The sequence below is a fragment of the Thalassospira profundimaris genome, assembly GCF_003326755.1.
Taxonomy (GTDB): Bacteria; Pseudomonadota; Alphaproteobacteria; order Rhodospirillales; family Thalassospiraceae; genus Thalassospira; species Thalassospira profundimaris_B.
Genome location: NZ_JPWH01000002.1, coordinates 81,871 through 103,325, shown reverse-complemented (window position 1 = coordinate 103,325; position 21,455 = coordinate 81,871). Strand labels below are relative to the sequence as shown.

The window sequence follows — 21,455 nt, the reverse complement described above, 5'->3', positions numbered from 1 at the left end:
AAACCGGAAAACCCCGATCCTTAAACCGGAGCAGGCAGATAAATCCGGGCCCTCAAACCACCCTGCGGCGCATCTTCCAGATAGATTTCGCCACCATGTGCACGAATGGCGGTACGGGCAATGGCCAAACCCAAACCAATCCCCCCGGTTTCCTGATTGCGCGATTGCTCCAACCTGAAAAACGGCTCAAATACCCGGTCACGCTGATCAACAGGGATACCCGGCCCGTCGTCACTGACATCAATCCACAGGCCACCATCATCGGCCCGTGTCACGGTTACAAAAACATTTTCACCGTAGGCCAGGCCATTCGCCAGCAGGTTGCCCAAGGCCCGCTTGATCGACAGGGGTCGGCAGGCATAGGAAAAATGTTCAAGTCTGGTTTCAAATGTAACCGGATGTCCGGTTTCTTCAAGGTCGGCACAACTGGCCTCCACAAGGGCGACCACATCAATCTTGCGGGTTTTCTCGTCTGCTGTTTCTTCGCGGGCAAATGTCATGGCGGCCGCCACCATTTGCTCCATCTCGTTTAACGTTTCGATAATCTTACGCCGATTTTCCGGATCTTCAACAAATTCGGCCCGCAGGCGCAAACTGGTAATGGGTGTCCGCAGATCATGTGAAATCGCGGCCAGCATCCGGGTGCGGTCTTCAACAAAACGCCGCAAACGCGCGGTCATGCGGTTAAAGGCCCGCGCCGCATGACGAATTTCAAGCGGCCCGCTTTCCGAAACCGGTTCGGGGAAATCCCCGCGCCCCACCCGGTCGGCGGCAACAGCCAGCGCCTTCCACGGCCGGGTTATCCGCCGGGCAACAAAAAACGCGATAATGCCAATCAGGATGGCCGATAATCCCACCCGCAGCAAACTCTGAAAAACAACCCAGGGCGGCGGCGAAAAATTATTAATGCGCGCATCAAGCCACGCTACTGGCGTGCTTGTTTTTGTCAAAAGATGCGGCGGCAGGGCAAATTCGCCACGCATTTCCGCCGGTGCTCCGTCCCTATCCTGCGCCACATCGGGAACAGGCGGTGACACAGGCAAGGGGCGGGCTGCGGTGCTGGCAGCCGGGCGACCGGCGCCACCATCGGGCGCTGTGTCCTTTGGTGCAGGTGACACAGGCGGCGGGGGAGGCCCACCAAAAACCGGCACGGCAACGCCCATAACCGGCGGACCATCACAAGAAATATTGCCAAAAAAACGATGCGGTTTGCGCTTCAGATCGCCGTCATTATCCTTGTGATGCCGGTCGCGTTTGTCTTGCAAGTCGTGCTGGCGTTTTTCTTCCTTGTCGCGTTCACGCCGACACTCATTTTCTGATAAAAAACTGACCTGGGCCGATACCGGCGGATTTCCCAGTGACGCGTTGATCCGCTCTGTCAGCAAGCGCGTCACATCGGATGTTTCACCATAATCCACCGGCGTATTGAGCAACCGCAACTGAATTTGCGGGCTTTGCGCCACGCGCAATACATCGCGCCAGTTTTCGCGCGGGGTGGTTGATAAAATGCGCGAAATCGCTGCCACACGCGCCAGCGCGCCGCCACGCCGTTCCGACAATACCGCATCCTGGCGTTCCTCGGCCAGCAACACGGCCAAGACCACATGGGTCAATACAACCGCGCCCAGTAATAACGCAATCAACTGGGCAGCCAGCGTTCGTGGCCACAGGCGCACCCAAAAATGCTTCATTGCGATACCGCATCCACGGTTAACATATAGCCCCCGCCCCAAACGGTTTTGATGATCACGGGGTTTTTCGGGTCCGGCTCGATCTTCTTGCGCAGACGACTGACCTGGTTATCAATGCTGCGATCAAAGGGGGCGGCTTCACGCCCCTTGGTAATATCAAGCAATTGGTCACGGGTTAACACCATGCGCGGATGTTCTACAAACGCATTTAACAGGGCAAACTCACCCGCACTTAACGGCATGACCATATCTTCATCATTGCGCAATTCATGCCGGTTGCGATCCAGGATCCAGCGATCAAAAACCACTTCGCCACCCGCAAGCGGCCGTTTGCGCCCGGTTGGCAGGCTTTGCGCCCGGCGCAACACCGCCTTGATGCGTGCCAGAAGCTCGCGCGGGTTAAACGGCTTTGCCAAATAATCATCCGCCCCCATTTCAAGACCAACGATACGATCGGTTTCCTCGCCCAGGGCGGTAAGCATAATCACGGGAATATCCTGGCTTTCGCGCAGCCAGCGGCACAAACTCAGCCCGTCCTCACCGGGCATCATCACATCAAGCACCACAAGATCCGGCATAATCTCGTCGGCCAGCAATTTGCGCATTTCACGGCCATCCGCCGCCAGACTGACGCGATAGCCATGCTGGCGCAAATAACGACCGATCAGGTCACGAATATCACGATGATCGTCGACAACCAGAATATGTGCCGTATCCGACATGCGGTTCTGTCCTGCTGTTGGTGGCATGATGGTTACAAACTTAGCGCAACAGGCGCTTTGGCGATAACTGCCAATTTGTATCAGACTGTCGCAAAACCGGAAACTGCGACAGTCTGCGACCATTTTCCCCGCCCGCCGGGATCATTTCGCGACAAATTTACGCTTAGATGTCCTTGTCAAACGGTTCCCCCAACCCACGAGGATAACATGAACACGACCCGCAAACTGATGATGACTGCTGCCATTATCGCCACCACACTGGGTGTTGTGCCGGCCGTATCGGCCCTGGCACAAACCCGCCCCGATGAAATGCGCCGCGATTTCCGCGATGGCGTGCCTGGTGACTGCCAGGGTGGCAAATTTCATCATGGTGGATATGACAGACAAAAAGGCCCGGATGGCCGCCCCGGCCCCAAACAGGCAATGAGGATGCGCAACACGCCACTGACAACCGACGAAGCCCGCCTGCTTGTTGATGCCATGCTGCTGCGTCACGGCAATATTGACCTTAAAACCGGAGTGGCGAAAACCAGCCAGAATGGCCGGGAAATTACCCTTCCGCTGCTCAATGCCAATGGCGATTTGGTCGAAAATATCACAATGGATGCCTATAGCGGGCACCCCGCACGCAAGGAATTTCGCGAATTGCGCCGCATGATCGGCAAACCCGACCGCCAGGACCGTTTTGATCGCAAATATAATGCCGCGCAAATGAATACCCTGGTCCAGGCCACCATTATCATGCGGGGCAACGGAAATTTGACCCTGAACAAGCTGACCCAAACCGACCGGGGCACCTATATGGCGACCATTACCAACAAAAAGGGGGATATTGTGCGCGAAGTGGAACTCAGCAGTGTCACCGCCCGCCCGATTGATGGTGGTCCTATTTTCGGGCCGGGATTTGGACCCGGCACTGGTCCGCAGAATGCTCCCCGTCAGGGACCGGCTGCAGGACCAAACCCAATGTAAAAAACGCGCCACAGTAAAATCCCGTTCGGTTTTTACTCAGGCTGCATATTACCCCACCAACGATCTCTAATCTTTCCTTTAAATGGCTCCGTCAATAGCGGGGCCATTTTTACACCCCTCATCCCAGCGGGTGTTGACGGGCGGGGAATTTTGGCTAATCCTCTCTTTTTTATAGGATAAAACCATGACAGCCACCGAAATCAGCGCCCACCCCAGAAGCGCATTGCTGGATGATATTCCGGCCATCACTGCCCTTTGGCAGGAAACCGGTCTGTATCGCCCCTACAATCCACCCGCCTGGGACATTTCCTTTGCCATCAGCGCGGACAATGCCACCCTGCTGGTATGGGAAGACGTCAATGGCGTGATTGTTGGCACCGTAATGATGGGCCATGACGGCCATCGCGGTTGGATTTATTATCTGGCGGTGGCAAAATGCCACCAGAAAAGCGGCCTGGGTCGCCGCCTGATGCGCCAGGGCGAAAACTGGCTGCGCGAACATGGTGTCTGGCGCATGCAGCTTATGGTGCGTTCAGAAAACGGCAAGGTGCAGGATTTCTACAAACATCTGGGCTATCGCGCCCTTGATGTCACCGTCATGCAAAAGGATATCGACACCGCCCCGGCAGAACGCGGCGACGCCTTTGCCCCGCCAACCGCCAAAGCCGGAGAATGAAGGCACCGCGAACGAGGCCAATCACGCTATTTCACCCCATCCGTGCTGTTTGTTGCCGCCGGACCGGAAAGACTGGCGGCATTTTGCGCCAAATGCAGGGTGTTACGCGCAATGCGCCGGGTGCGGGTAAACAAACGGTGGATGCGTTCAATCACCGAAATTTCCAGTCGGTAAAGTTTCACATCCTCGGCACTATTGCCGACCTTTTCGGCAATCGCCAATTGCAACTGGTCCAGTCGGGCGCTAAAGGCGGCTTTCCCGGCGATCAGGGCTTCGGCACGGGCCCCGTCTTCGTCTGCCAGGGCGCGCAAAGATGCCTGCAACGCCGTTTCCGCATCCCGATACAGTCCCAACAGGGCATCGGTCGTTTCATTGTCCGGTTCCCGGCCCAGGCGGGTCAGGCGGGTAAACAGCTCGACCAGTTCCTTGCTGACAATATCACCAATGGCTTCCAGGTTATTGGCAACCGCCACCAGTTCCTCTAGCCTGGCGCGGTCGGTTGGTGCTGCATCCTGGTGGCGCAGGCGCGCGGCATAGGCAACAATCGCCTCTTGCAGGCCATCCACCCCGTCATCCTGCGCAGCAATCCCCTGCAAGTGGCGCGGATCATGCTGGACCAGGCAATGATGGCCCTGCTTTGCCATTGCCCGAACAATTTCGCCCATATGCAGCACTTCCTGTTTCATCACCACCAGGGCCGCTGCCGGGGTATGGATCATATCGTTATTGAGGTATTTGGGGCGCATATCGGCAATCGCCCCGGCATCCTTGCGGTCAGGTACCAGGCGGTTGATCAGACGTGCAATCAGCGGCACAAAACCAACCATAAGCACAACATTGAGAATGTTGAAAATGCTATGCGCATTTGCAATTTCACGGGCAATATCAGCCTTGCCCGTGCCGCTGTAATTCGGGGTAATATCGTGCACAATGTCGGCCAGGACCGGAATAAACGGCAACCAGATCAGAACACCAAAAACGTTAAAGAAAACATGGGCCACCGCCGTGCGCAAGGCGTCGCGGTTTTTGCCAATCGTGCCCAAAAGGGCGGTGACACAGGTGCCGATATTGGCCCCGAAAATAAGGGCAATGCCCGCATCCAGCCCCAACAGGCCCTGCCCGGCCAGCACAATGACAATCCCGGTTGTCGCCGCACTGGACTGCACCAGGGCAGTAAAAAGCGCGGCAATGGCAATACCCAGTACGGGATTGGTCATTTGTGCCATTACGGCAATGAACGGTTCATAATGGCGCAACGGTTCCATCGCATCGCCCATCATGCCCATACCAAAAAACAACAACCCCAGGCCCAGCACCGCCCGGCCCATTTGCGACCATCGTTCAATCGAAATAAAAAACATCGCGGCAAAACCGGCCGCAATCAAAACCGGCGCAATCGCATTAATCTGAAACGCAATGATCTGTGCCGTTAACGTACTGCCAATATTGGCCCCCATGATGACGGCAATCGACTGGGTCAGGGTCATCAAACCGGCCGAAACAAACCCCACCACCAAAACCGTTGTCACCGAGGAGGATTGCAACAAAGCCGTAATCACCGCGCCGGAAAACACGGCAACAAAACGGTTGCGCGTCATTTTGCCCAAAAACAGCCGCAACTTGGACCCGGCGAGCACGCGCAACGCCCCGGCAAGATGGTCCATGCCATATAAAAACAGCGCCAGCCCGCCCAGCAATTGAATGGTCATCCAGCCTGTACGCAGGGTTTCGGTTTTGGGTGCCACCACGTCACCGGCCCCCGTCACACCGGTCGCCGCATCCGGCACCACGGCCAGGACCTGCCCCACAGGCACAAGGAAAAAGACCGCCACCAGCAGCGCACCTATCACCGAATACCGGACCGCAAATTTGCCAGGCATTTACACCATCCAAAAAATAAAACAGGCAACCACCTTATAGATGTGGCTGCCTGTTCCGTTTGGAATAGATCAAATGCCGTGCGAAATATATTTCGCTGTCATCACCTTACTGGATCGCCTTACTGGGCGGCACGCATTCCCATATGTTCCTGGGCCAGACGATGCCGAAGCGCCGCGATCTCATCCGCGCTCAGACGCAATCCCAGCTTGGAGCGCCGCCAGATCACATCTTCCACATCATGCGCCCATTCGTGATCGATCAGATAGCGCAATTCGGCTTCGTACAAATCATGCCCGTAACACTGGCCCAAATCCGCCAGCGATTTGGCATTGTGCAAAATTTTCTCAACCCGGCTGCCATAGGCGCGCAACAAACGATGCAGCGTGGCTTCTGGCATCCAGTCATAACGTTGCCCATAATGCTTCAGGGCGGCATCAAAATCCCCGCCTGGCAATTCACCACCGGGCAATGGCGCATCGGCCGTCCAGGCATGGTCATCACGTGTCAGTTTGCGGCAAATGATTTGCAGGGCATGTTCCGCCAGCTTGCGATAGGTGGTGATTTTACCGCCAAAAACATTCAATAGCGGGGCTTTGTCCCCGGCATCATCCAGCTTCAGGGTATAATCCCGCGATACTTTGGAGGCATTTTCGCTTTCGCCGCCATAAAGCGGCCGCACGCCGGAATAGCTCCAGACGACAGTATCTGGCGTTACCGGGGTTTTAAAATAGCTGCTGGCAAGCTCGCACAGATAGGAAATTTCACCTTCGTCAATTTTCACCTGTGCCGGGTCGCCCTTGTAATCGACATCGGTGGTGCCGATCAGCGTAAAGTCATGCTGATAGGGAATGGCAAACACAATCCGGCCATCCGGGTTCTGGAAAATATAGCATTTATCGTGATCAAACAGCTTGGGCACGACAATGTGGCTGCCTTTGACCAAGCGGATCGAGGCCCGCTGTGTCGCATCCACCGTGCCATTTTCCGGGTCAATCAACCGCGCACACCACGGCCCGGCGGCATTGACCACCATTTTGCCCCGCACCTTGCGGGTTGCGCCGCTATCCTTGGCGCGCAAGGTGACATCCCAGCCATCCGCACTTCGCTGTGCACCGACACATTCGGTGCGGGTTAAAATTTCGGCACCACGTTCCTTGGCGTCCATCGCGTTTAACACCACCAGACGGGCATCATCCACCCAGCAATCGGAATAAACAAAGCCCTTGCGCAAATCACCGCGCAACGGCTGCCCGGCCTCGTGGCTGGCAAGATTGATGCCTTCGCTGGCGGGCAGTTTTTTACGACCGCCCAAATGATCATATAAAAACAGGCCCAGCCGGATCATCCATGTCGGACGCAACCCCGGCACATGCGGCAACACAAAACGCAACGGCCAAATGATATGCGGCGCATTGCCCCATAAAACTTCGCGCTCTTTCAGGGCTTCGCGCACCAGCCGGAACTCATAATGCTCCAGATAGCGCAAACCACCATGAATAAGCTTGGTACTGGCCGAGGACGTCGCACTGGCAAGGTCATTCATTTCGCATAATAACACGCGCAACCCGCGCCCGGCGGCGTCGCGGGCGATCCCGGTGCCGTTAATACCGCCACCAATCACCACCAGATCATAATCACCCTGATCCCGGGCCGGATTTTCCAACTGTGTTTCCGGATTTTGTGATGCGCCTGACATAATCCTGACCTTCTCGAATTTCGTGAATGACCGTTATTTAGTTCATTTGCGAAAATTTTTCAAGCGATCAATCTTCAAATTTTGAACACATTCCAACAAAATCCGACATCCGGCACCCCAAACGCGCCCGCATCAAAGCCATGAGATGGCAAGATCAAAATTCCCGAAGCCAATGAATTACCAAGGCTTTTAGCAGACTAAGATGCCGCGTCTACCAATAGCGGACATCACATAAAAATGTAACATTGCGAAAATAATGGCTCAAATCACAAAAAAGGCGCTGTGCGATACACCGCAACAGCGCCTCAAAAACACAACCACAAATGCCGGGTTACGACAGCCACCGCTGCTGCCAGGCCGACAGCATCAAAACGGACCATAATTTATGCGCATTATTGGTGCGGCCCGCCTGATGATCCTTCATCGCCGTTTCCACAACAGCACGATCCAAACCAAAATCCTCATACAGGGCGGACCGCGCCAACAAATCCTGCGCCCAGTCACGTAATGGTCCGCGCAACCAGTCCGCCAGGGGCACACCAAAACCGGTTTTGGGCCGATTGATCAATTCATCGGGCACATATTTTTGCAAAATGCGGCGCAAGGCGATTTTGCCGGTCCCGTCGTGAATTTTCAAATGTGCCGGCAACCGCCAGCCAAATTCGATCACGCGATGGTCGATCAGGGGCACACGCACCTCCAGCGATGCCGCCATCGAGGCGCGGTCCACCTTGGTCAACACATCATCAACCATATACATCATCGTATCCATGACCTGCATGGCCGAGATGTAATCAAGGTTGCGATTGCGCGAAAACTTTTCGCCCGGCACATGAAAAACCGGTGCCTTTTCATCGCCCCGCCCGTGCGGACGAAGTGTTTTGGGGTCCCACAATTCCAAAAGCGCAACGTAACGGTCAATATCATCGCGGATGGCCAAAAGCGGCGCGACCTTGTGAATTTTATCGCCAATGGTGCCGGTTTTACCGCCGACCGGCAGCACCGAACAAACCCGGTCCCACTGCCGGGGCGACAGCACTGTCAGGGCGCTGGCAATATGCGATGCCCCAAACGGGATCATATCGGTCATTCGCGCCACGTTTTTTGCCCATAAATAGCGGTTATAACCCCCAAATGTTTCATCGCCGCCATCGCCAGACAGGGCAACCGTGACATCCTTGCGTGTCAATGACGACATCAGGGCTGTGGGAATGCCCGAACTGTCAAAAAACGGCTCGTCATACATATCTGCCAGTTTGGGTACGACATCCAGGGCATCCTGAGCGGTGACATAAAGCTCGGTATGGTCTGTTCCCAGATGTTTTGCCACCGCTCCGGCAAAGGCGGCCTCGTTAAACGCCTGATCTTCAAAACCGATGGAATAGGTTTTCACCGGTTTGGACGCGACCGACTGCATCAGGGCCACGACGGTGGAAGAATCAATCCCGCCCGACAAAAACGCGCCCAGCGGCACATCGGCGACCATGCGGCGCTCCACCGCATCACGCAGCAAATCCTCCAGCGCATCAATGGCACTGGCATCATCACCGGCCCAGCGATTATTGCGGCCATTTAAAACAACGTCTTCCATCGACCAGTAAATGGAGTCACGAATTTGGCCTTCGGCATCAATTTCAATCATATGACCGGGGCGCACCTGCCGGGTTTTACGATAAATCGACTGCCCCGACGGCACATAGCCAAAGCGCAAATAATTATCCAGCGCGCCGCTATCCACCTCGCGCGGGCAAACCCCACCCGCCACCAGGGCCTTTAATTCCGATGCAAAGGCAAATCGCCCGTCATGATGGGTCCAGTAAAGCGGTTTGATGCCCAACCGGTCACGCACCATAACCATCCGGTGCAATTTTTTGTCCCACAACACAATGGCAAACATGCCAATCAGCAGCTTCAGGGTTTCGGCAATCCCCCAATGGGCAAAGGCCTCAAGAATGACTTCACTGTCGGAATGGCCGCGCCAGGCAATGTTGTATCGTGCCAGTTTGGCGCGCAGGTCTTCGGCATTATAAATTTCACCGTTATAGACCATGACATAACGGCCATCGGCCGATGGCATGGGCTGTTTACCGGCATCGCTCAAGTCAATAATGGCAAGGCGGCGCTGGCCCAGGGCGACACCGGTGGCATCATCGACCCACACATCACCACCATCCGGGCCGCGATGCAGCAAGGCGGCGTTCATCGCCGTCACAATCGCGGCGTTGTTACGCTGCCCGGTCTGTTTTGGTGTCCATAGTCCGGTAATGCCGCACATGGCAATCCTCTAAAGCCCTGATATTAGCGCCCGTCATCACGATACGTTCCGGGTCTGCTCCGGTAATAGCGAACGGCAAAGGTTGCGACAATCGAAATCGGCAACTTTTCTTTTTGCCCGGCTTGCGGCATAACGGAGCCATGTTGAAACTTGACCGAATTTTCATTCGCATCCTGCAAATATTGCAAACCCAGGGCCGGATATCGAACCTCGATTTATCCGAGGCAGTCAATCTGTCGCCCTCTCCCTGCCTGGAACGGGTGCGCAAGCTCGAAGAAAGCGGCCTGATTTCACATTATATTGCCGATATTGACCTTGATAAAATCGGCCCCAACCTGCATGTGGTGGCCGAAATCACACTGGGCAGTCATCTGGTCGAGGATTTCAGGCAATTTGAAACCGCCATCGCCGAATTTGACGAAGTGATTTCGTGTTATAAAATCGCCGGACCGTTCGATTATACACTCGATATGATCTGCCGCGATATTCCGCATTTCAACAGCATCAAAGAAAGACTGCTGACAGCCAGTATCGGCATCGAAACCTTTCGCGGTCATATCGTCATGGAACGTACCAAGGGCTTTGCCGGCTATCCGCTTGAAAGCCTGACCGCACCAACCCCGCTGCGCGGCAAGCTGTCAGACGGGTAAACACCCTCGCAGGCAAACGGTCAATTTGCCGATGTGTCGCCCGTACAAACGGCCACACCTGTATCCGTGTCGTTCTTGCCGACCCGCCGGATGCCAAATTTCTCCATTTTGCGATAAAGCGTATTGCGACTGACGCCCAGCATCCGTGCTGTTTTGCTGACATGCCAATGATGCCGGGCAAGGGCCGTTTGCAGTGCATCGCGCTCTGCCTGCCAAAGCGGATTTTGCGCGCATGTCGATGCGGGCTGCTGGTGCATTGTCACAACGAGCTGCATCTCGTCGGGCAAATGGGCTGCACGAATAATGCCATCCTCGGCAAAAACACAGGCATATTGCAACACATTGACCAGTTCACGCACATTGCCCGGCCAGTGATGCTGGCGCAGAATTTCCATTGTTGCATCATCACAGTGCACAGGCTGCCCCTTGGCAAAATCCGCCAGCAGGCGAGCAACAAGATCCTTCAGATCCGCCCGGTCGCGCAAGGCGGGCAAGGCCAGACGCGCCCCCTTGATACGATAGAGCAAATCTTCACGGAAATTGCCTTTGGCAACGGCAGCCGCCAAATCGACGTTCGAGGCACAAATCAGGCGAAAATCTACCGGCACCGATTTGGTGCTGCCCAGCGGCTCGACCCGTCTTTGCTCCAGAACACGCAACAACCGGCCCTGAATGCCAATCGGCATATCGCCGATTTCATCCAAAAACAGCGTCCCGCCATCGGCCTGTTTGATGCGCCCGCCAAATCCGTCGCGAGCCGCCCCGGTAAAGGCCCCGCTGGCATGACCAAACAATTCGCTTTCAATCAGGCTTTCTGGCAGGGCCGCACAGTTAATGGCAACAAACGGTTTTTGCGCCCCGACCGCCTGGTTGTGAATGGCCCGCGCCATATGCTCCTTGCCGCTGCCGGTTTCACCCGACATCAGCAGGTTAATCTCGCCTGCCAGCAACTTGCACCCCATCTGGAACAATCGCCGCAAGGCCGGGTCCTGATCCGGAATATCAACATCCTGATCGTGTGGCTTGGGCACGACGGACGCAATGCCGGGCGTATAAAACTGGCGGCGCTGTTTTTCGGGCAGGGTCAATTGCCCGAACATCACACCACCCCCACCCAGTGGCACGGCCTGTGTTGTGCTGTTTTTGTCGTTACCTGTGCCGGTCGCCAGCATCCGCGACATCAAACTGTCCAGGTCGGTTCCCAGCAGCGAGGTAATATGACTGGCACCACCCTGGGCCGACAACAACCGCCGCGCCAGCGCCGTACTGCCCGCCACACTGCCATCCGGGCGAATGGCCAGCAGCGCATCCCGCGCGCTGCCGACATGGCTGGCATCCGGGTGCAAATGCAAAATGACATTGCCTGCGCATTCCTCGAAAAACAGAATGCGTTCCAGGGCATCGGCATAATCGGCAACAAGGCTGCGTACGCGCAAACAATCCTCGCGGCGGATATCATTGCGCACCGCCGACACATCCAGCACCGAACACACCCGGCCTTCCGGGTCAAAAACCGGGGCTGCGGTGCAGGTCAAACCGGCATGCTGGGTTAAAAAATGTTCGTCTTTATGAATGGTAATCGCCCGCCCCTCGACCAGGCAGGTGCCGATGCCATTCGTTCCTTCGCGTTCCTCGCTCCAGACCGCACCGGCCAGAAGCCCGTTGGCCCGAAAAGAGGGCAGCATGGACTGAGCTGCCACACTGTCGAGAATAACGCCATCATGGTCGGTCAAAAAAACCGCATAACCGGCGGTATCAATCTGACGATAGAGGGTGCGCACCGTATCATGGGCATGGTGGAACAACCGGCCACTACGATCCCGACGCTGGCGGGTCTGGCTTTCGGAAATGATTTCGGGGCGTCGGGCTGTTTCGTGAACAAGACCGAACTGATCATGGCAGCGCTGCCACGATTCAAGGACGGCGCGGTTCTGGGCAACACCACTAAGTTGCAAGGCAGCCTCGATCCGTCCACCGGCATGGCTTCCAGACATCAGACGTTCCTTTTTCCTGTGCCGGTTGTTTTGGGGGGCCTTGTTGTTTTCTGGCCTGCACTGCGTAGGAACAGCACACCGGTCACAAACAAATCCTATCAAAGCACAGGACAGAGACCAACCAGTTTCCTCCATCTTCAACCAAGGTCGTAAATATGTATCAAAAACGGGACATTTTGTTTCACATGTCCCAAACACAGAACAACCGGGACAAGCCCGAAAACAGCAGCAACATGAACATAAGAAATTGATAAATAATAATTTTATCAAGACACCTTCGCAACCAGGCAATCTGGCACAGCCTTTGCCAATGTAAATGTGGATAAATTCAAAAAAGTGGCAAATCGCCCCCCATCACGGAGGATAAGTTCAGATGATCTACAAAAATCCCGGCGATTCCGGCAGCGTTGTTTCCTTCAAGTCGCGCTATGAAAACTTCATCGGCGGCGAATGGGTTGCACCGGCCAAGGGCCGTTATTTCGAGAATGTCTCGCCGGTCAATGGCAAAGTATTTTGTGAAGTCGCCCGCTCCAGCGAGGAAGACATCAACAAGGCCATTGATGCCGCCGAAGCCGTTGCGGACAAATGGGGTAAAACCTCGGTCACGGAACGGGCCAATATCCTCAATAAAATTGCCGACCGCATGGAACAGAACCTGGAAATGCTGGCGGTCGCCGAAACCTGGGACAACGGCAAGGCCGTGCGTGAAACGCTGGCAGCCGACATTCCGCTCGCAATTGATCATTTCCGCTATTTTGCCGGTGCCATCCGTGCGCAGGAAGGCTCGCTTGGCGAAATTGATGACGATACCGTTGCCTATCATTTCCATGAACCGCTGGGCGTTGTCGGTCAGATCATTCCCTGGAACTTCCCGATCCTGATGGCGGTCTGGAAACTGGCCCCGGCCCTTGCGGCAGGTAACTGCGTGGTTCTCAAACCGGCCGAACAAACCCCGGCATCCATCTCTGTGCTGATGGACCTGATCGGCGATCTTCTGCCCGCCGGTGTGGTCAATGTGGTGCAGGGCTTTGGCGTCGAAGCTGGCAAACCGCTGGCACAAAGCAACCGCATTGCCAAAATCGCCTTCACCGGCGAAACCACCACTGGCCGCCTGATCATGCAATATGCCAGTGAAAACATTATTCCGGTCACACTGGAACTGGGCGGCAAATCGCCCAACATTTTCTTTGCCGACGTGATGGCACAGGATGATGACTTCCGCCAGAAAGCCGCCGAAGGCATGACGATGTTTGCCCTTAACCAGGGTGAAGTCTGCACCTGCCCGTCGCGCGCACTTGTCGAAGAAAGCATCTATGACAAATTCATCGACAATGTGCTCTCGCGTGTTGCGAAGATCAAACAGGGCAACCCGCTTGATACCGATACCATGATCGGTGCACAGGCTTCATCCGAGCAGATGGAAAAGATCCTGTCCTATCTCGACATTGGCAAACAGGAAAATGCCGAAGTCCTTTGTGGTGGCAACAAGGCGGAACTGGAAGGCGACCTGGCTGGCGGTTTCTATATTCAGCCGACCATTTTCAAAGGCCACAACAAGATGCGCATCTTCCAGGAAGAAATCTTTGGCCCGGTGGTTTCTGTCACCACCTTCAAAGACGAAGCCGAAGCCATGCACATTGCCAATGACACGCTTTATGGCCTGGGTGCCGGTGTCTGGACCCGCGATGCCAACCGTGCCTATCGTTTTGGCCGCGCCATAAAGGCCGGTCGCGTCTGGACCAACTGCTATCACCTCTATCCGGCCCATGCGGCCTTTGGCGGTTACAAGCAGTCGGGCATCGGGCGTGAAAACCACAAGATGATGCTCAACCACTATCAGCAGACCAAAAACCTTCTGGTCAGCTATAACCCCAAACCGATGGGCTTCTTCTGATTTCTCCCCGGATGGTGGCCGGGCCCCTGCTTGCAGGGGTCTGGCGGCCTTCTTATCGCAGGAGCAGAAAATGACCACGAAACCCGCGGCCAAAAGCGACAGCGACGGAAAAATACCGGACCGCGTGACCGCAACCGACGCCGCCCTTAACCTGATCCGCACCCTAAAGGACATTCACGGCCCGGTGATGTTTCACCAGTCTGGCGGATGTTGCGATGGCAGCGCACCCATGTGTTTTGCACAGGGTGATTTCAAAACCGGCGCACAGGATGTGCTGTTGGGCGAAATTGAAGGCAGCCCGTTTTACATCGGCAAGGCGCAATATGAATATTGGCGTCATACGCAGCTGATTATTGATGTTGTCGATGGACGTGGCGGGATGTTTTCGCTTGAAGGGCCGGAAGGCAAAAGATTTCTCACCCGTTCACGTGTTTTCACCGATGCCGAATGGGCCGCATTAAAGGACGCCGAAGACACTAAAGACACCGAATAACCCTATACCTCCCGTTTCCGTTCTGCCGAACTGGAAAATGGCAGAACAGAACGTAACCGGTCTTTACCCCGATCCGGTTTTCTGTAGCGCGCTTTCTTGCCTCCTGTCCGTGGCGGGAAGTTCTCCCCGCCACTGCAGATATGTCAGCGCAGACGTTCTGTTTTGCAAACTTGTCCGCCGATCTTCCCGGGTCCGGCGGACTTTTTTTTGCCGACAGCCTTTCGCCCGGCATTAGGCAATCTGCAAAATGGCCAGCAAACCAAAGGCCGCCATCGACAAACATACCAGCGACAGCTTTGCCGCAAAAATCACTTTGCCACCGGCATTCATCACATTACGCACATCCACACTTAACCCAAGGGCGGCCATCGCCATAACCGTCAGGATCGAGGATAGATGCTGCATCGGGATTACGACCGCGTCGGGGAGCAAATTCATCGAGCGCAAGGCCATCATGGCCAGAAAGCCAACAATGAACCACGGCAGCAATTTGCCAATCGGCAGGCCCGCCCCACGCCCGGCCCTGACCGCCTGTTCGCCAGCGATCATGCCATTTGCATCCGGGTTGTTTTTACGCGCGATGCGCCGTGCGCCCAAACCCAGCGTGCAAATCACCGGCCCCAGCATCAAAACCCGCACCAGTTTCACCAATGTGCCAATCTGGGTGGCGACCAGCCCGGCGGGGGCCGTTGCCGCCAAAACCTGGGGCACGGCATAAACGGTTAGCCCGGCGAAAATACCATATTGCGTCGAAGACATGCCCAGTGCCGCCTGCAAAAATGGCAAAACCAGCACAAAAACCACCCCCAGAACGGCGGTAAAGGCAATGGATGCCGCCACATCTTCGGCATCGGCGTCAATCACCGGGGCGGTGGCGGCAATGGCGGAATTCCCGCAAATCGAATTGCCACAGGCCACCAAAATCGCCAACCGGTTGGGCAGGCCCAGCAAACGGCCAATCGTGTAACTGACAGCCAGGCTCAGGCACACGACCAATACAATTCCACCCACCAGATAAAGCCCAGCTCCGGCCAGCGCATTGATGCTAATGGAGGCGCCGAGCAGCACAATCGCCACTTCCAGAATGGTTTTGGCACTGAAATTGACCCCGGCATCAAATTTGTCGGGCAAACCAAAAATACTGCGATAGGCCGTGCCCAGCACAATCGCCAGTACCAGCCCCTCGATCCAGGGATGTCCAAACAGGTGCGATTGTGCCTTTTCTCCCAATTGTGCCACCAGGGAAATCACCGTCGTTAAGGCAAGACCGGGCAGCAGACATTTGATACGATCGAAAATGAACATGGTGGCACCTGTAGAATTATGACAGGCGGAATTTCACATTTTACACAGTTCGCTTCCATCGAATAATATAAGATAAATCATTCGGTATTATTTGATGATTGGAACGCCATCATGACATTCGAGCAACTGCGCATCTTTGTCGCCGTCGCCCAGCGCGAACATCTGACCCGTGCGGCCGAAATCATCAATCTCACGCCGTCTGCCGTTAGTGCCGCGATCAAAAACCTTGAAACCTATTACGGGGTGGAGCTGTTTCACCGGGTTGGACGGCGGATCGAACTGACCGCAACGGGGCGGATTTTTCTTGATGAAGCCAGGGCGACCCTGGCCCGCGCCCGGGCCGCCGAACTGACCCTGGCCGAACTGGGCGGGCTTCAGCGTGGCACGCTTAATGTCGCGGCCAGCCAAACCATCGCCAGCTATTGGCTGCCGCCAGTCCTCATGCGATTTCACGACCAGTATCCGCGCATTGAAATCAATCTTGCCATCGGCAATACCCGCAATGTCAGCGATGCCATCCTTAATGGCACATCCGATCTGGGCTTTATCGAAGGCGAAATTGATGAACCGGCCCTTTTGATGCGCGAAATTGCCAAGGATGCCCTGATGGTCATCGTTGCGCCCAACCATGACTGGGCCCACGGTCACCCGCTGACATTTGCCGATCTTGTCACACAAACCAGCTGGGTTTTGCGCGAAACCGGGTCTGGCACCCGTTCCGAATTTGAAAATGCCCTGCGCCGCGAAGGCGTATCCCCAGCAGACCTTAATATCGTCATGACCTTCCCGTCCAATGAGTCAGTCATATCGGCAGCAGCGGCGGGCAATGCCGCGGCTGTGGTTTCCAGCAGTGTGGCCCTACCCTTCATCGAACAGGGCCGCCTCTGTGCCGCCAACATCACCCTGCCCGAACGTTCCTTCATGATGCTGCATCACAAGGAACGCCATCACAGCCGGGCGGCGAGTGTGCTGGCCGATATTGCCCTGACGGAAAAGTAAATGCTTGCTTGTTTTCTTAAAACACGCGCCACACGGCCCCGCCCGAGAAGACAACACAAACGCGGGGCCATCAAGCAATCTGGCTAATCAGAATTGAGCCGTTTGTGCAGCCGAATGCCCTTTTGAAGCCTCCGAATCCGGATCGGCAGCCTGATCCGGCGTCAAATCAGCGATGACCTTTTCGTTCATCAGATAGGCGCGGCACAAAATGACCGTTAAAAGCGCAAGCTCAAAAACCCGGATGATCGAGGAGATCACCATCAAAGCAATATACATCGGCATACGCCAAAAATGCACCGCCTGCAGTGCTGCATCCTCCAGCAGCATATTCATATAAACCAACATCGCCCCCGAACTGATCAGCGCAAGCAGACAGGGCAGAAACAAAATGCGCAAAGTAGTTTCCACAGCATTTATTTTTCCGCGAATGAAGGCTTCCCGAATGCTGGCATACTTGCCTTCAATGGCAGCGGGTAACATGGTCCCGATCCGCGTCAGCACATTTGAGACCGCAGCAAAAACAACAAAACAGCACAGGAAAAGAGCAAAATAACTCGTGGTTAAGGCGTTACCGGCCACAAGGGCAAACGCAAAGACTACCAGAACCAGAACAAGGCAGCATAACAGCGTGACAAACAACAAACGCCACGCAAAGCTGAAAACCGCACGGCCCCCATGCCACCGCTTTATGGTACCATATTTCTCGGACGAGACAATCGTACCGTGAAACACAAACAACACAATGCCAGCCATCACCGCACTCGTCAGGATCGTGACGCTTGCGCCATCCCTGCCGAGGGTTTCGCTGAAAACCTGGTCTATACCAACAAGAAAAATCACAAATAGCACGGACAGAACAATATTCTGGCGTATTACGAACAAGGCTTCCGCGAACAAATTTCGCTTGAACCTGGCGTTCTCATAGGAAGTCGTCTGCAACATTTCAGTTGCAGGGCTTTGTTTCTGATCAGTCATTTCAACTCGTGTCCGTCAATTACGGGAAATATTTTTATTGTTGCAATAATGACCAGACATACCAGAGCAGACAACCCTTCAACGACCAATTCCACCAAAGCAATTGATTAAAGAAAACAACACAATCGAGATTTAAATATAAACTTTTACCCGATTAATCCCCCGAAAGAATAGTGGATCACTTTACCGAAGCGAAAATCAGAAATAAAAAAGCAAACGGGCCGCGCAAAGCAGCCCGTTTGTCAAAAAAGATGCCGACTGTCAGGCAGCCACGACCGGTTTGCGCAAACGCGCGCCAACCGTCATCGCCAGACCGGCAACAACCATCACAAATGACAGCGCCAGTATAATCCAGCCGGTTTGTGCCGGGCTGGCAGCAAGACCAACAATCAGCCCGGAAAGCGGCAGGCTGAGACTGTTAAACAAAATCACCACACCGGTTGTTTTGCCAAGGTCACGCGCCGGAATCATGCGCTGGCGGGCCGTGCGGATATAGACCGCATACATGCCATCAAAACCAAGGATCAGCACAAAACCCAGCGCATAAATCCAGTAATTGGGGCTAAGGGCCGTCACGATCCCCCCCACAATCACCATCACATAGCCAATGGTCCCCAAACGGCCAATGCCGATATTGGTCATCGCGATCAGCAAAAGCACAGAAACCGTTGCCAATGCGCCCATTGTCTGTAACAGCGCATAATAATTGCCCGGCAATTCAAACAGGCCCGTCACAACCGCCGCCGAGGTTGCCAGTGTGGCCCCAAAAACCAGATTGATCGCCGCTGTCAAAATCACCAAACGGCGCAAACCCGGCAAATACATCACGTGATGAAATGCCACGCGCAGCGGAGCCATAAAGGGGGTTGTGGTCACTTCAGGCTCAATCAATTCAATGGTATTGATCCGCCGCCAGACCATCATCGCCGCCTCGCCCAGCATAAACAGCACCGCCGCGCCGCCAACAACAACCTGCCAGTTGCTGATGCCAAAAATCGTCGCTGCTGCCAGCGGGCCAATGATGATGCTGCACTGATCCACCGTTTGCGCCAGGGACTGCACCCGATCAAACCGGGCAGTGGCAAAAATTTGCGGCAACATCACTTCGCGCGCCATAAAGCCCTGGCTTGCCAAAACCCCACACAGGGCAGAAATCATCACCACCCACACCGGGTTGGGATATAGCGCAAAACCTGCCAGCCCCAGGACCGCAATGGCCGCCCGCCCAAGCTGGGTGATGCGGATCAGGCGAATGGGGGAAACACGATCAGACAAAATACCGCAAAAGGGATAGCACAGGATGCGCGGCAGAGTTTCCACCGCATAGGCCAACCCGGAAAGAGCAACGCTTTCGGTCGTCTGGTACACGACCAACGGCACAATAAACAGCAAAAACTGATCGCCCAGACGGGCAGAAAACATCGAGGCAAAAAACAGCCGGGCATTAAGCGACATGGGGCGGAACTTTCGCGGGAACGGCGTGGTGGCGCCAATAAGGATAAATTGACGATATACCCGTTCTGCGTGCCGTCAATGAAATCAGCAGCGTGAAAAAGGCCGCCCTGCCATGCGTTTAGCGCGCATATTCAAACGGGTATACCCCGCCAATCCAACGAATACACACCCCGCTGGCACGCCGTTTTCCCAGCCAGAACAGCACATCACCACTAAATACATGAAAAACATGTGTTATCAGGAAAGCAGCCTGATCAACATGTGGCGAACATGGTCCTGCCCGCCAAAAAACACGGCCAAAATGCGGACATGCTTACTGGCTTCATTGATGTCAAGTCAGCATAGACCAAGCTGTTTCCATACGGCTGCACATAACCTCGGACCAAACTCAATACTGATTATGGACCCGCTTAATCAGGGCCGCCAAACGCTCGATGCCAGATCGAATGCGTTCGGGCTTTTCTGTTGCAAAGCTCAATCGGGCCGTATTGCTCCCGGAATGATCGCAGAAAAAGGCCTGTCCTGGCACGAAGGCGACTTTGGCGTCGTCCAGGGCCACTTCCAGCAATTTACGACTGTCGATATGGTCGGGCAAAGTTAACCATATAAACATGCCGCCTTCCGGGCGCGTATAGCTGACACCTTCGGGCATAAAATCATCCAGGGCTTTCAGCATGGTATCGCGTTTATGGCGATAGGCATCACGCAAACCTTCAATATGCCCCGGAAACAACCGGCGTGCCGCACGCAATGCCGCTTCCTGGTTCACGGTTGAAACATGCAAGTCCCCTGCCTGTTTCATCAAAACCAGCCGTTCAATCACCGGACGCGGGGCCGTGACCCAGCCAATACGCAAGGCCGGGGCCAGGGTTTTGGAAAAAGTCCCCAACTGAATGACACAACCGGCATTGGGATCGCCCTGTGTTTCATCCAGCGCCAGCAAAGATGGCAATTGCGTGCCGTCATAAGAAAGTTTGCAATAGGCGGCATCTTCCAGAATAACAGCGCCGTAATTACGTGCTACTTCAAGCACCGCCAAGCGTCGCTCCAGCGAATAGGACCGCCCGGTGGGGTTTTGAAAATCCGGTGCCAGATAGGCCACGCGCGTCCCCTTGGCAAAGGCGGCCTCAAGCTGCTCGATCACCGGGCCATCCGCATCCATATCCACCCCGACATAGTCCGGGCGGCGCATGGAAAAGGCCTGCATTGCACCCAGATAGGTCGGTTTTTCCACCACAATTTCGCGGCCCGATTCCAGCAGTAAACGGCCGAGCATATCCAGGCCCTGCTGCGCGCCACAGGTGATCAGGATATTGTCGATGTCACGTTTTGCGCCACTGGCCGCCAGGTCATCGGCAATCCACTGGCGCAATGCGGGCAACCCCTCGCTGATCGAATATTGCAGGCTGCGGCGACCGGCGGCGTCATCGGCCATCAGGTCCTGGTAAACGGTGTTAAAATCATCCAGCGGGAACAATGCAGGGTCCGGCACCCCACCAGCAAACGAGGTAATTTCCGGCCGTTCGGCAACCTTCAACAGATCCCGAATTTCCGATGCCGTCAGGGCGCGGGCATCCCGCACGATCAAATCATTCCACTGGAGGGTCATTGCGCTTCTCTTTAGGTCAGGTTCGCTGTCCTTATTAAGCAAGCAACACTGACCTAAATCAACATTATTTTTCGAGGAGTCCGTTTTTTGAAATAAAATTACCAAACGATCTCTATTCAAACCGAAATCGCGGATGGTGAACCAACGGCCTGCTCCGGCCTGCTTTTT

16 protein-coding genes are annotated in these 21,455 nt (G+C 55.1%); 6 read left to right on the top strand and 10 right to left on the bottom strand.

The annotated features are described in order from the left end of the window. Nucleotides 1-20: 20 nt before the first annotated feature. Both TH25_RS03515 and TH25_RS03510 read right to left on the bottom strand, forming a co-directional pair. A complete protein-coding gene (locus TH25_RS03515) occupies nucleotides 21-1,691 on the bottom strand; it encodes an ATP-binding protein (protein WP_258549017.1) in 1,671 nt (556 codons plus the stop codon). After that, nucleotides 1,688-2,413, bottom strand: coding sequence for a response regulator (locus TH25_RS03510; RefSeq protein WP_073956581.1), 726 nt, complete (start codon nucleotides 2,411-2,413; stop codon nucleotides 1,688-1,690). The genes TH25_RS03515 and TH25_RS03510 overlap by 4 nt, the downstream gene beginning before the upstream one ends. Before the next feature lie 207 nt (nucleotides 2,414-2,620). Between TH25_RS03510 and TH25_RS03505 the strand changes: the two genes are divergently transcribed. Both TH25_RS03505 and TH25_RS03500 read left to right on the top strand, forming a co-directional pair. Then, nucleotides 2,621-3,385: an immunoglobulin domain-containing protein gene (locus TH25_RS03505; protein ID WP_181847379.1), complete on the top strand. Its 765-nt coding sequence runs from the start codon at nucleotides 2,621-2,623 to the stop codon at nucleotides 3,383-3,385. Nucleotides 3,386-3,569: 184 nt separating this feature from the next. Next, a complete protein-coding gene (locus tag TH25_RS03500) occupies nucleotides 3,570-4,061 on the top strand; it encodes a GNAT family acetyltransferase (protein ID WP_114087052.1) in 492 nt (163 codons plus the stop codon). A 26-nt stretch (nucleotides 4,062-4,087) separates the two neighbouring features. Here TH25_RS03500 and TH25_RS03495 read toward each other — a convergent pair whose 3' ends face one another. From TH25_RS03495 to asnB, 3 genes are all read right to left on the bottom strand, one after another. Then, the gene (locus TH25_RS03495; RefSeq protein WP_114087051.1) at nucleotides 4,088-5,941 is read right to left on the bottom strand and encodes a Na/Pi cotransporter family protein; all 1,854 of its coding nucleotides are present in this window, start codon (nucleotides 5,939-5,941) and stop codon (nucleotides 4,088-4,090) included. Nucleotides 5,942-6,060: 119 nt separating this feature from the next. Then, on the bottom strand, nucleotides 6,061-7,638 hold the full coding sequence (gene glpD, locus TH25_RS03490; RefSeq protein ID WP_114087050.1) for a glycerol-3-phosphate dehydrogenase: 1,578 nt from the start codon (nucleotides 7,636-7,638) through the stop codon (nucleotides 6,061-6,063). 331 nt (nucleotides 7,639-7,969) lie between these two features. Beyond that, nucleotides 7,970-9,913 carry an asparagine synthase (glutamine-hydrolyzing) gene (asnB, locus tag TH25_RS03485; protein WP_114087049.1) on the bottom strand — a complete coding sequence of 648 codons (1,944 nt, stop codon included), beginning with the start codon at nucleotides 9,911-9,913 and terminating at the stop codon, nucleotides 7,970-7,972. Nucleotides 9,914-10,053: 140 nt separating this feature from the next. Here asnB and TH25_RS03480 point away from each other — a divergent pair, with 140 nt between their 5' ends. Beyond that, nucleotides 10,054-10,563, top strand: a complete 510-nt coding sequence (locus TH25_RS03480) for an Lrp/AsnC family transcriptional regulator (RefSeq protein WP_114087048.1) — start codon at nucleotides 10,054-10,056, stop codon at nucleotides 10,561-10,563. A 20-nt stretch (nucleotides 10,564-10,583) separates the two neighbouring features. Here the strand turns inward: TH25_RS03480 and TH25_RS03475 are convergent, their stop codons facing one another. Further along, nucleotides 10,584-12,557, bottom strand: a complete 1,974-nt coding sequence (locus tag TH25_RS03475) for a sigma-54-dependent Fis family transcriptional regulator (protein ID WP_114087047.1) — start codon at nucleotides 12,555-12,557, stop codon at nucleotides 10,584-10,586. A 373-nt stretch (nucleotides 12,558-12,930) separates the two neighbouring features. On the opposite strand from TH25_RS03475, the gene adh reads away from it, so the two are divergent. Further along, a complete protein-coding gene (adh, locus tag TH25_RS03470) occupies nucleotides 12,931-14,451 on the top strand; it encodes an aldehyde dehydrogenase (RefSeq protein ID WP_114087046.1) in 1,521 nt (506 codons plus the stop codon). Nucleotides 14,452-14,521: 70 nt separating this feature from the next. Next, on the top strand, nucleotides 14,522-14,944 hold the full coding sequence (locus TH25_RS03465; protein ID WP_220151335.1) for a DUF779 domain-containing protein: 423 nt from the start codon (nucleotides 14,522-14,524) through the stop codon (nucleotides 14,942-14,944). A gap of 231 nt (nucleotides 14,945-15,175) precedes the next feature. Here TH25_RS03465 and TH25_RS03460 read toward each other — a convergent pair whose 3' ends face one another. Further along, entirely contained in the window at nucleotides 15,176-16,249 is a 1,074-nt protein-coding gene (locus tag TH25_RS03460; protein ID WP_114087045.1) for a YeiH family protein, read from the bottom strand. Between the two features lie 111 nt (nucleotides 16,250-16,360). Here TH25_RS03460 and TH25_RS03455 point away from each other — a divergent pair, with 111 nt between their 5' ends. Then, a complete protein-coding gene (locus TH25_RS03455) occupies nucleotides 16,361-17,248 on the top strand; it encodes a LysR family transcriptional regulator (RefSeq protein ID WP_114087044.1) in 888 nt (295 codons plus the stop codon). An 87-nt stretch (nucleotides 17,249-17,335) separates the two neighbouring features. Here TH25_RS03455 and TH25_RS03450 read toward each other — a convergent pair whose 3' ends face one another. The 3 genes from TH25_RS03450 to TH25_RS03435 form a co-directional block, all read right to left on the bottom strand. After that, on the bottom strand, nucleotides 17,336-18,223 hold the full coding sequence (locus TH25_RS03450; protein ID WP_114087043.1) for a hypothetical protein: 888 nt from the start codon (nucleotides 18,221-18,223) through the stop codon (nucleotides 17,336-17,338). 261 nt (nucleotides 18,224-18,484) lie between these two features. Beyond that, entirely contained in the window at nucleotides 18,485-19,678 is a 1,194-nt protein-coding gene (locus TH25_RS03445) for an MFS transporter (protein ID WP_114087042.1), read from the bottom strand. A gap of 388 nt (nucleotides 19,679-20,066) precedes the next feature. Beyond that, a complete protein-coding gene (locus tag TH25_RS03435; protein ID WP_114087041.1) occupies nucleotides 20,067-21,287 on the bottom strand; it encodes an aminotransferase-like domain-containing protein in 1,221 nt (406 codons plus the stop codon). Between the last annotated feature and the right edge of the window lie 168 nt (nucleotides 21,288-21,455).

What these genes read in the sequence shown, in the direction of transcription:
- TH25_RS03445 (WP_114087042.1), bottom strand. Translation starts at nt 19,678, where the DNA reads ATGTCGCTTAATGCCCGGCTGTTTTTTGCCTCGATGTTTTCTGCCCGT.
- TH25_RS03515 (WP_258549017.1), bottom strand. Translation starts at nt 1,691, where the DNA reads ATGAAGCATTTTTGGGTGCGCCTGTGGCCACGAACGCTGGCTGCCCAG.
- adh (WP_114087046.1), top strand. Translation starts at nt 12,931, where the DNA reads ATGATCTACAAAAATCCCGGCGATTCCGGCAGCGTTGTTTCCTTCAAG.
- TH25_RS03510 (WP_073956581.1), bottom strand. Translation starts at nt 2,413, where the DNA reads ATGTCGGATACGGCACATATTCTGGTTGTCGACGATCATCGTGATATT.
- TH25_RS03465 (WP_220151335.1), top strand. Translation starts at nt 14,522, where the DNA reads ATGACCACGAAACCCGCGGCCAAAAGCGACAGCGACGGAAAAATACCG.
- asnB (WP_114087049.1), bottom strand. Translation starts at nt 9,913, where the DNA reads ATGTGCGGCATTACCGGACTATGGACACCAAAACAGACCGGGCAGCGT.
- TH25_RS03455 (WP_114087044.1), top strand. Translation starts at nt 16,361, where the DNA reads ATGACATTCGAGCAACTGCGCATCTTTGTCGCCGTCGCCCAGCGCGAA.
- TH25_RS03475 (WP_114087047.1), bottom strand. Translation starts at nt 12,557, where the DNA reads ATGTCTGGAAGCCATGCCGGTGGACGGATCGAGGCTGCCTTGCAACTT.
- TH25_RS03500 (WP_114087052.1), top strand. Translation starts at nt 3,570, where the DNA reads ATGACAGCCACCGAAATCAGCGCCCACCCCAGAAGCGCATTGCTGGAT.
- TH25_RS03460 (WP_114087045.1), bottom strand. Translation starts at nt 16,249, where the DNA reads ATGTTCATTTTCGATCGTATCAAATGTCTGCTGCCCGGTCTTGCCTTA.
- TH25_RS03435 (WP_114087041.1), bottom strand. Translation starts at nt 21,287, where the DNA reads ATGACCCTCCAGTGGAATGATTTGATCGTGCGGGATGCCCGCGCCCTG.
- TH25_RS03480 (WP_114087048.1), top strand. Translation starts at nt 10,054, where the DNA reads ATGTTGAAACTTGACCGAATTTTCATTCGCATCCTGCAAATATTGCAA.
- TH25_RS03505 (WP_181847379.1), top strand. Translation starts at nt 2,621, where the DNA reads ATGAACACGACCCGCAAACTGATGATGACTGCTGCCATTATCGCCACC.
- TH25_RS03495 (WP_114087051.1), bottom strand. Translation starts at nt 5,941, where the DNA reads ATGCCTGGCAAATTTGCGGTCCGGTATTCGGTGATAGGTGCGCTGCTG.
- TH25_RS03450 (WP_114087043.1), bottom strand. Translation starts at nt 18,223, where the DNA reads ATGACTGATCAGAAACAAAGCCCTGCAACTGAAATGTTGCAGACGACT.
- glpD (WP_114087050.1), bottom strand. Translation starts at nt 7,638, where the DNA reads ATGTCAGGCGCATCACAAAATCCGGAAACACAGTTGGAAAATCCGGCC.